General features: G+C 60.0%; 10 protein-coding genes and 1 tRNA gene. 5 read left to right on the top strand and 6 right to left on the bottom strand.

Going from position 1 to position 9,577, the window contains the following annotated elements; all coding sequences use genetic code 11:
* Window positions 1-99 precede the first annotated feature (99 nt).
* Together ppnN and xni are read left to right on the top strand one after the other, a co-directional pair.
* Window positions 100-1,461 (top strand): nucleotide 5'-monophosphate nucleosidase PpnN, encoded by a 1,362-nt coding sequence (gene ppnN, locus ACR6A7_RS07000; protein ID WP_048786947.1) that lies wholly within the window; start codon window positions 100-102, stop codon window positions 1,459-1,461.
* Window positions 1,462-1,501: 40 nt separating this feature from the next.
* Window positions 1,502-2,278 (top strand): flap endonuclease Xni, encoded by a 777-nt coding sequence (xni, locus tag ACR6A7_RS07005; protein WP_434124119.1) that lies wholly within the window; start codon window positions 1,502-1,504, stop codon window positions 2,276-2,278.
* A 3-nt stretch (window positions 2,279-2,281) separates the two neighbouring features.
* On the opposite strand, the gene rlmM is transcribed toward xni, so the two are convergent.
* From rlmM to ACR6A7_RS07025, 4 genes are all read right to left on the bottom strand, one after another.
* Complete coding sequence (gene rlmM / locus ACR6A7_RS07010) at window positions 2,282-3,382, bottom strand: 23S rRNA (cytidine(2498)-2'-O)-methyltransferase RlmM (RefSeq protein WP_434124120.1); 1,101 nt, start codon at window positions 3,380-3,382, stop codon at window positions 2,282-2,284.
* The gene (locus tag ACR6A7_RS07015) at window positions 3,375-3,770 is read right to left on the bottom strand and encodes a DUF423 domain-containing protein (protein ID WP_434124121.1); all 396 of its coding nucleotides are present in this window, start codon (window positions 3,768-3,770) and stop codon (window positions 3,375-3,377) included. The genes rlmM and ACR6A7_RS07015 overlap by 8 nt, the downstream gene beginning before the upstream one ends.
* 49 nt (window positions 3,771-3,819) lie before the next feature.
* A complete protein-coding gene (locus ACR6A7_RS07020; protein ID WP_434124122.1) occupies window positions 3,820-4,737 on the bottom strand; it encodes a transcriptional regulator GcvA in 918 nt (305 codons plus the stop codon).
* A 351-nt stretch (window positions 4,738-5,088) separates the two neighbouring features.
* Entirely contained in the window at window positions 5,089-5,310 is a 222-nt protein-coding gene (locus ACR6A7_RS07025; protein WP_103795208.1) for a YgdI/YgdR family lipoprotein, read from the bottom strand.
* 196 nt (window positions 5,311-5,506) lie between these two features.
* On the opposite strand from ACR6A7_RS07025, the gene csdA reads away from it, so the two are divergent.
* Together csdA and csdE are read left to right on the top strand one after the other, a co-directional pair.
* Complete coding sequence (gene csdA / locus ACR6A7_RS07030; protein ID WP_434124123.1) at window positions 5,507-6,721, top strand: cysteine desulfurase CsdA; 1,215 nt, start codon at window positions 5,507-5,509, stop codon at window positions 6,719-6,721.
* Complete coding sequence (csdE, locus tag ACR6A7_RS07035; protein WP_033752828.1) at window positions 6,718-7,167, top strand: cysteine desulfurase sulfur acceptor subunit CsdE; 450 nt, start codon at window positions 6,718-6,720, stop codon at window positions 7,165-7,167. Before csdA ends, csdE begins: the two co-directional genes overlap by 4 nt.
* 4 nt (window positions 7,168-7,171) lie before the next feature.
* Here csdE and tcdA read toward each other — a convergent pair whose 3' ends face one another.
* Window positions 7,172-7,975 (bottom strand): tRNA cyclic N6-threonylcarbamoyladenosine(37) synthase TcdA, encoded by an 804-nt coding sequence (gene tcdA / locus ACR6A7_RS07040; protein WP_434124124.1) that lies wholly within the window; start codon window positions 7,973-7,975, stop codon window positions 7,172-7,174.
* Window positions 7,976-8,020: 45 nt separating this feature from the next.
* The gene (gene mltA, locus ACR6A7_RS07045; protein WP_033752830.1) at window positions 8,021-9,172 is read right to left on the bottom strand and encodes a murein transglycosylase A; all 1,152 of its coding nucleotides are present in this window, start codon (window positions 9,170-9,172) and stop codon (window positions 8,021-8,023) included.
* A gap of 206 nt (window positions 9,173-9,378) precedes the next feature.
* On the opposite strand from mltA, the gene ACR6A7_RS07050 reads away from it, so the two are divergent.
* Window positions 9,379-9,455: transfer RNA gene (locus ACR6A7_RS07050), tRNA-Met, on the top strand.
* Window positions 9,456-9,577 lie beyond the last annotated feature (122 nt).

Genomic DNA, 9,577 nt, shown 5'->3' on the forward strand with positions numbered 1-9,577 from the left:
ACTCTGGTTGAGGCGGCGATCGGAGGATCGCCGACCAGGGATTTTCGCCACCGCAACGGCGGTGTCATTAGTCACCCAGGCGGGTGTAACGGAGTTCATTTGATTACGCATATCAGCCCTCTTGGCTCGATGGATCTGCTCTCTCAGCTGGAAGTGGACATGCTCAAGCGCACGGCGAGCAGCGACCTTTACCAGCTGTTTCGCAACTGCTCCCTTGCCGTCCTGAATTCAGGCAGCCAGACTGACAGCAGCCACGAACTGCTTTCCCGCTTTGAAAATTTCGACATCAACGTGCTGCGCCGCGAGCGCGGCGTCAAGCTGGAACTGATCAATCCGCCGGAAGAGGCGTTTGTCGACGGACGCATTATCCGTTCGCTGCAGGCCAACCTGTTTGCCGTGCTGCGCGACATTCTGTTTGTTAACGGCCAGCTGGCGATCGCCGGCATGGAAGAGGCGCCGCCGGATGATTCGGCGCATATCACTAACCAGGTCTTCTCAATCCTGCGCAACGCTCGCGCGCTGCATATTGGGGAATACCCGAATACCGTTGTCTGCTGGGGCGGCCACTCCATTAACGCGGTAGAGTACCAGTACTGCCGCAACGTCGGCACCCAGCTGGGCCTGCGCGAGCTGAATATCTGCACCGGCTGCGGGCCGGGCGTGATGGAGGCGCCAATGAAAGGCGCCGCGGTAGGCCATGCGCAGCAGCGCTATCGCGACAGCCGCTTTATCGGCCTGACCGAGCCGTCGATTATCGCCGCAGAGCCGCCGAATCCGCTGGTGAACGAACTTATCATCATGCCGGATATCGAAAAACGCCTGGAAGCCTTTGTGCGCATCGCGCACGGCATCATTATTTTCCCGGGTGGCGTGGGCACGGCGGAAGAGCTGCTCTACCTGCTGGGCATTATGATGAATCCGCAGAACCACGAGCAGGTGCTGCCGCTGATCCTGACCGGCCCGCAGGAGAGCGCCGACTACTTCCACGTGCTGGACGACTTCATCGTCAACACGCTGGGGGAAGCGGCCCGTCGTCACTATAAGATCATTATCGACGACGCCGCCGAAGTGGCGCGCCTGATGAAGAAAGCGATGCCGCAGGTGAAGGAGTATCGCCGCGAAACCGGCGACGCCTACAGCTTCAACTGGTCAATTCGCATCTCGCCCGATCTGCAGAAGCCGTTTCTGCCAACGCATGAAAATATGGCCAACCTCAATCTCTACACCAGCCAGCCGGCGGAGCAGCTGGCGGCAGATCTGCGTCGCGCCTTCTCCGGCATCGTCGCCGGAAACGTGAAAGAGATCGGTATACGGGAAATCCGCGAAAAGGGACCTTATAAGCTGCACGGCGAGCCAGACATTATGCGCCGCATGGATGAGCTGCTGCAGGGCTTCGTCGCTCAGCACCGCATGAAGCTGCCGGGCACCGCCTATATCCCCTGCTACGAAATCATTAAATAAACCGCAAGGAAGGCAGCCCTGCCGGGCTGCCGTTTAGCTTATGTCATTTCACCTTCTTATTGTGGATGCGCTCAATCTGATACGTCGTCTGCACGCAGTACAGGGATCGCCCTGCGCCGAGGGTTGCGTCGCGGCGCTGCGCCAGCTTCTGGGGCATACGCAGCCAACCCACGTCGTGGCGGTATTCGACAGCGAACAGCGTCACCAGGGCTGGCGGCATCAGCTGCTGCCGGACTATAAAAGCGGCCGACCGCCGATGCCGGAGGATCTGCATGCCGAACTGCCCGCGCTGCAGGAGGCGTTCCGCCACCTCGGCGTCAGCTGCTGGATCGCCGAGGCGGATGAAGCAGACGACCTGGCCGCTACGCTGGCGGTAAAAATGGCGCAGGCGGGCCATCAGGCGACCATCGTCTCTACCGACAAAGGCTACTGTCAGCTGCTGGCGCCGCAGATCCGCATCCGCGACTACTTTCAAAAGCGCTGGCTGGATCTGCCTTTTATCGAAAATGCGTTCGGCGTTGCACCGCAGCGGCTGCCTGACTACTGGGGGCTGTGCGGCATCAGCAGCAGCAAGATCCCCGGCGTGGCGGGCATCGGACCGAAAAGCGCAAAAACGCTGCTGCAAACGTTTGGTTCGCTGGAGGCGATCTATGCGCAGCTTCATGAGGTGCCGGAGAAGTGGCGCGCGAAGCTGGAGGCCGGACGTGAGTCCGCCTTTATCAGCCGACAGGTTGCGATGCTGAAGCAGGATTTAGTGCTGCAGGGGAATCTGAAAACGCTGCGCTACGAAGGCCAGGCGCCGCAGCGCCCGGCCTGACGCTTAACGTTCGTCGCGGCGGCCCGGTATGGCGCCCCAGATGCGGCGAATATGCACCGTGACCTCTTCGCGGTCATGGTAGAGCTGGCGGGCACGAATCTGCGCGTTGATGCCCTGCGCCTTCAGCGCCTCGTCAATCATCGCCAGGTTCTGCGTCACCTCTTCATAGCGCTTTTTCATCGGCAGCTTAAGGTTAAAAATCGCCTCGCGGCACCAGCCGTTGACCAGCCATTCCGTCATCAGGCTAGCGACGCGCACCGGCTTCTCGACCATATCGCACACCAGCCAGTCATTGTTGTTGCGCGTCGGGCGAAACTTAAAGCCGTCTTCGCGGCAGTGGGTGACCTGCCCGGTATCCATCAGGCTCGGCGCCATCGGGCCGTTATCCACCGCGTCAACCCACATGCTGCGCTTCACCAGCTGGTAGGTCCAGCCGCCGGGACAGGCGCCGAGATCGACCGCACGCATGCCGCCCGCCAGGCGCTCATCCCACTCGTCGGCGGGAATAAAGACATGAAACGCCTCTTCCAGCTTCAGGGTGGATCGGCTCGGCGCATCGGCCGGAAACTTCAGGCGTGGAATGCCCATATAGAACGGCGAGTTGTTGCCGACCACAGAGTAGCCGACGTAACAGGCACCTGGCGCGATAAAGAAGACGTGCACCACCGGGCGCTTCGGGCTTTCGTAGTTAAGCAGGATCCCCGCGTCGCGCAGGCTGGCGCGCAGCGGCACGGTAAACTTGCGGCAAAACTTCGTCAGCTCTTTCGCTTCGTTAGTATCGGGTACCTCGACGCGCAGTTCGCCGCCCTTCTCCACTACGCCGGTCAGCATGCCGACAATCGGCGCGATACGATCGTCCGGCGGCAGATCTTTCAGCAGCTCGCCGACCACCAGCATCTGGCGGGCGAAGATCAGCGTATCAAAAGGCAGATCGTGCGCCAGGCGATCGGCGTCTTCGTGCTGATAGCATTCGAACAGCACATAGCCGCTGTTCTCTTTTACCCGCGGGAAACCGTAGATTTCACGCTCGGCGGCGCAGGCGGCGATTTCCGCGGCGCACTCTTTTTCAAACCCTGGACGGCAATAGAGTAAAACTTTATTCATGGCGATCTGCCTTTCGTTTAAGACGCAGTGCGCCAATCAACATCAGAAACCAGCCGACCAGGAAAAAGAGGCCGCCGACCGGCGTAACAAAAACCCAAAACTTCAGATGCGACAGCGCCAGAGAGTAGAGGCTGCCGCTGAACAGCACGACGCCGAGGGCAAGAAAGGCGCTGCTCCAGTAAAACCAGAGATTGGCGCGGCGCAGCATCGCGGCGCCCAGGCCAATGACCGCCAGCGTATGGTACGCCTGATACTCGAGTCCGGTATGGATCCAGGCCATTTCGGTCGGCCCCAGAGAACGGCTTAAAACGTGGGCGCCAAAAGCGCCAAACGCCACCAGCAAAAACCCGCTGATGGCGGCAAAAATAAACATGGCACGGCTGGACATCGGACTATCCTCAAGGTGCATCTGTACATCAGGCTACAGAAACAATTAGTTAGTGTTCGTAGCGAAAGCGGAATTTTTCTTGTTCGCTGGCGGCTTTCGCGATGATCCACTGTCGAAAGGCGGCTATTTTACCCAGTTCTGCCTGACTGTCATGACAAACCAGATAAAAAGCATTTTTGCTTACCAGCACGTCGTTAAACGGACAGATCAATCGGCCAGCTTCGATTTCGCTCTGCGCCATCACGTTGTTCGCCAGCGCCACGCCCTGGCCGTGGATCGCGGCCTGCAGCACCATGGCGCTGTGGCTAAAAATGGGCCCCTGCTGAACGTTGATATGCTGCAAGCCTAGCTGCCGAATATAAGATTGCCAGTCGCGCCGCGAAGCGTCATGCAGCAGCGTGAAGCGCGACAGATCCATTGGCGTTTTCAACGGATTGTCGCCGGTCATCAGCGCGGGCGAACAGACCGGCAGCAGATATTCGGCGTACAGTTTTTCCACGCGCAGTCCTGGCCAGTTGCCGCGGCCGTAGAAAATCGCCACGTCGACGTCGTCGGCCAGCTTCTCTTCATCGCGGTCGACCGCCTGAATACGCACGTCGATGCCCGGATAAGCCATATTAAAGCTGGAGAGTCGAGGCACCAGCCACTGAATGGCGAAGCTGGGCAGCAGGCTGACGGTTAAGGCGCCTTTTGCGCTACGCGCCTGAAGTTTGCGCGTCGCGTCGTTAAGCGCGGTGAAAATCTCTTTGATATCGAGATAGTAGCTTTGCCCCTCTTCCGTCAGCAGCAGCGAACGATTCCTCCGGCGAAACAGCTTAAGTCCCAGAAAATCTTCCAGCGATTTTATCTGATGGCTGACGGCGGCCTGGGTGACAAACAGCTCTTCGGCGGCCTTGGTAAAGCTGAGATGGCGCGCCGCAGCGTCAAACACGCGGAGTGCATTAAGAGGAGGAAGGCGTTTCGACATGGTTTTCCGTGCTCGGATCGGGGGTAATATAGGTGCGCTTATAAAAAGCGGTCACATATTAGTTTTAGTAATCCGAGGCATTATAAATTGTCCGTTGAGGAAGCTCCAGCAAATACCTATAGTTGCCGCACTTCCTGAGCCGGAACGAAAAGATTTCAGGATTTGTGAGTGAGTTCGCAGATTTCCGGGAAGCTTTTGGCTTGTGGTCGTGATGTTGTGTTTGCATTTTGATCTGACGCTTGCAGATCAAGCTTTTAATTCCTGTAGATTTACCCTGTCTGTCCATAGTGATTTTGAATAGCACCGCAAACTGCGGTGCTTTTTTTTTGCCTGCAGCCGCCGCCGAAGCGCTTACTGCATCTCAACCATCTCTTTGACGTCGGCGCGGTTAATCTGCTGCTTGTTGCCGTTAGCGTCTTTATAGCTGATCATACCGGTATCACTGTCTACCGAAGGCTTGCCTTCTGAGACAATGGTGCGACCATCGTTAGTATGCATAACATAATTGCTTGAACACGCGGCCAGTGTAAAAGCCATAGCGCAGACAGCCAGCACTGCTGAAAGTTTTTTCATTTTCTATCTCCTTGTAGATGATTGCATCAAACCGCCCGCGTTGGCTAACCCTAGTCAAATCGACTAAAGAAGGTTGCTCCTTGTGCGGGTTTTGGTTTAAACCTTGCATTAATCAGCATAACGCGCTTTTACAGCTTTGCCAGGAGAAGGCCAGGCTTTTGATCTGGCCCTGATTATTTGTATGACGAGACAAAGCATGACCGCATTCAACCCCACCGCTTTCCGCCAGCAGTTTCCCGCGCTGAACGACGCCGGTGTTTATCTCGACAGCGCCGCCACGACGCTCAAGCCGCAGGTGGTGATTGATACCACGCAACAGTTTTACAGCCTGAGCGGCGGCACCGTGCATCGCAGCCAGTACGGCGCGGCGCGTCAGCTTACCGAGCGCTATGAACAGGCGCGGCATCAGGTGGCGCACCTGCTGAATGCGGCGCACGACCACCAGATTGTCTGGACGCGCGGCACCACGGAGGCGATTAATCTGGTCGCCAACGGCTGGCTATTACCGCGGCTGAAGGCTGGCGACGAGATCCTGGTGAGCGAGGCGGAGCATCACGCCAACCTGGTGCCCTGGCTGATGGCGGCGCAGGCGCGCGGCGCGAAGGTGGTGAAGTGGCCTGTCGGCGCCGATCGATTGCCAGATATGGCGCTGCTGCCGTCGCTGCTTAATGCGCGCACCCGGCTGCTGGCGATCGGCCAGATGTCCAACGTCACCGGCGGCTGTCCGGATCTGGCGCAGGCGATCGCGCTGGCGCACGGCGTCGGCGCGAAAGTGATGGTTGATGGCGCCCAGGGCGTGGCGCACTGCCCAACCGACGTGCAGGCGCTCGATATCGACTTTTACGCCTTCTCCGCCCATAAAATCTACGGCCCGACCGGCATCGGCGCGCTCTATGGTAAAGCCGAGCTGCTGGAGGAGATGTCGCCGTGGCAAGGCGGCGGTAAGATGCTGACCCATGTCGATTTTAACGGCTTCACGCCGCAGCCCGTGCCCTGGCGCTTCGAGGCCGGCACGCCGAACGTGGCGGGCGTAGTGGGACTGAGCGCCGCGCTAAGCTGGTTTGAGCAGCACGACCGGCTGAAAGCGGAGATGTGGAGCCAGCAGCTTGCCAGCCTGGCTGAGGAGCAGCTGGGTGAGTTTCCCGGTTTCCGCAGCTACCGTGCGGGCCGCACGAGCGTGCTGGCGTTTGATTTCGAGGGCGTGCACCACAGCGACATCGTTACGCTGCTGGCGGAACAGGGCATTGCGCTGCGCGCTGGCCAGCACTGCGCGCAGCCGCTGATGGCGGCGCTGGGGGTCAGCGGCACGCTGCGCGTCTCTTTCGCGCCCTATAATAATTTACAGGATGTCGACGCGCTGACGCGCGCTGTCTACACCGCACTCGATCTGCTCTCTGAGGAGGAAGCATGAGTCAGGCTCTGACTGGCCCGCACCCGTTTGGCGATCTGATTACCCTGGACGGCCTGAAAGAGAAGTTCGCCCATTTTCAGCAGTGGGAGGATCGCTATCGCCAGCTTATCCAGCTCAGCCGCCAGCTGCCTGCGCTGCCGGAGGCGCTGAAAACGGCCGACATTGAGCTGACCGGCTGCGAAAACCGCGTCTGGCTCGGCAGCCAGCTGCGCCACGACGGCACGCTGCATTTCTACGGCGACAGTGAAGGCCGCATCGTGCGTGGTCTGCTGGCGGTGCTGCTGACCGCCGTGGAGGGAAAAACGCCGCAGGCGCTGCTGGCGGACGATCCGCTACAGCTGTTTGACGAACTGGGGCTGCGCGCCCAGCTCAGCGCCTCGCGCAGCAGCGGACTGAAAGCGCTGGCGGAGGCGGTACATCAGGCCGCGCGCGCGGCGCGCGCCTGAGGTTCTACGCCGCCTGACGCGCCGCGCGCGCCAGAAACTTCTTCAGCGCATGGGAAACGGCGACAAAGCCGAAGGTGGCGGTCACCATGGTGGCCGCGCCAAATCCCGCTTCGCAATCCATTCTTTTCGGTCCTTCAGCAGTGCTGCGCGCGGCGCAAACGCTGCCGTCCGGCTGCGGATACATCAGCGCTTCGGTCGAGAAGACGCAGTCGATGCCCAGCTTGCCTTTGCTGTTTTTTACCACGCCGAGCGTCTTCAGCCGCTCGCGCAGCTTAGCCGCCAGCGGATCCTGAATCGTCTTCGCCAGATCGGCCACCTGGATCTGGGTCGGATCGATCTGGCCGCCCGCGCCGCCGGTGGTGATCAGCGGGATCTTGTTGCGGCGGCACCAGGCGATCAGCGCCGCCTTCGGACGTACGCTGTCGATGGCGTCAATCACGTAGTCGTAGCCCGCCGCCATCAACTCGGCGGTGTTGTCCGGCGTGATAAAGTCGTCGATGCAGATCACCTCGCAGTCGGGATTGATGGCGCGCAGGCGCTCAGCCATCACCTCGGTTTTCGCCCTGCCGACGTTGCCGTTCAGCGCGTGGATCTGCCGGTTGGTATTGGTGATGCAGACATCATCCATGTCGATCAGGGTAATTTTGCCGATGCCGGTGCGCACCAGCGCTTCCGCCGCCCAGGAGCCGACGCCGCCGATGCCGATCACGCAGAAGTGCGCCGCGGCGAAACGCGCCAGCGCATCCTGCCCATAAAGACGTGCCGTGCCGCCAAAACGCTGACGCCAGGCGTCGTTAACTACACTCATAATTAACCTTGTCACCTCATGCGGGCCGCGCGGCCCGCCGAGTAATCAGTTTGAACCCAGTAACAGAGAGCCATTATCGCCGTTTTGCGGGTTGCTGAACAGCGGCTGCCCGGCGCCTGGCGCCGCCTTTAGCACCCAGACGCGGCCGTAGTGGTTATAGAAGCCCGCCAGGTGCGCCGCGTCGGGCCCGATGCCCTGATAGATGTCAAAGTGCTGGCCCTTAATGGCCCCGCCGACGTCCAGCGCCACCATCAGGCGCATCTCATACTTACCGTTGAACTTGCCCTTTTCGTTCAGCTGCGGCACTTCCGCCAGCAGCGCGGTGCCCGCCGGGATCAGCGAGCGGTCCGACGCCACAGAGGCCTTCGCCACCAGCGGCACCGCGCTGGCGCCGCGCACCGGCGTGTAAGGTTCCGGCTTGAAGAAGACGAACGACGGGTTGGTTTCCAGCAGCGCGCGCACCTCCTGCTCAGAGTGCGACGCCGCCCAGTCGCGAATCGCCTGCATCGACATATCCTCGCGCTTCACCTCGCCGCGATCGATCAGCTCTTTGCCGATGCTGTGATAGGCCCAGCCATTTTTGCCGCCGTAGCCGAAGAAGGTCATCGGACGGCCGTCGCCGTAGTCGACGTAGCCGCTGCCCTGCACGTCCATAATAAAGTTATCGATCAGCGAATTGCTCCAGCCGATGACGTAGCGTTCGTCCAGCGCGCCGCTATAGATAGAGGCGCGGCTCGGCAATTTTGCGCCGCGCTTGCGCGGCGGCATGCGGTAGATGGGGTACTGGAATTCGCCCTGGCGCGTATAGCGCGCCTGCACCACCGGCGTGTAGTAGCCGGTAAATTGCACGTTGCCGTAGTTGTCGGTGCCCTCCATCTGGAAGGCGTTGAGGCCGAACTGGCGCAGCTGGCGCGTATCGGCACCCGCCATCAGCCAGCTCTCGATAGCGCTGTAGGTGCCGGTGTGGCGTCCATACAGGGCAGACGAGGCGGACTGGATTTGCCGCACCTGCTCGCCGAAATCTCGGCCATTCACCGGTCGGCCTTTGGCATTAGGCTGGTTAACCAGCGCCAGCGGCTGTTCCAGCTTGCCGTCTTTATATTGCTGCCCGCGATCGGTCGGCTTCGAGCTACAACCCGCCAGCAGCGCAAACATTGCACCAGTAAGTGCGTACTTCGCCCAGTGTCCTTTATTCATCGCCATCTCTTTTATTCATCAGTGTTCGCCCCGCGACGATAGCAAAGCGCCTGCCAGATTGAAATCCGCCTGCCCCTTCCGCGCACACGGCTGTGCGATAATTAGCCAGATGGAGAAAATATTCAGCAAACGCACGCTAATTTGACGCTCTGCGCTAAAAAGGGGTTGCATCATCAGCGCCAGGCGGTATAGTGCGCATCCACGGACGCGGGATGGAGCAGCCTGGTAGCTCGTCGGGCTCATAACCCGAAGGTCGTCGGTTCAAATCCGGCTCCCGCAACCAACTCTTCTTTTGAAGAGACAATGTGAAAAAGACGCAATGCGCACTACGGACGCGGGATGGAGCAGCCTGGTAGCTCGTCGGGCTCATAACCCGAAGGTCGTCGGTTCAAATCCGGCTCCCGC

The sequence above is a fragment of the Pantoea phyllosphaerae genome, from assembly GCF_051025595.1.
In the GTDB taxonomy this organism is placed as follows: domain Bacteria; phylum Pseudomonadota; class Gammaproteobacteria; order Enterobacterales; family Enterobacteriaceae; genus Pantoea.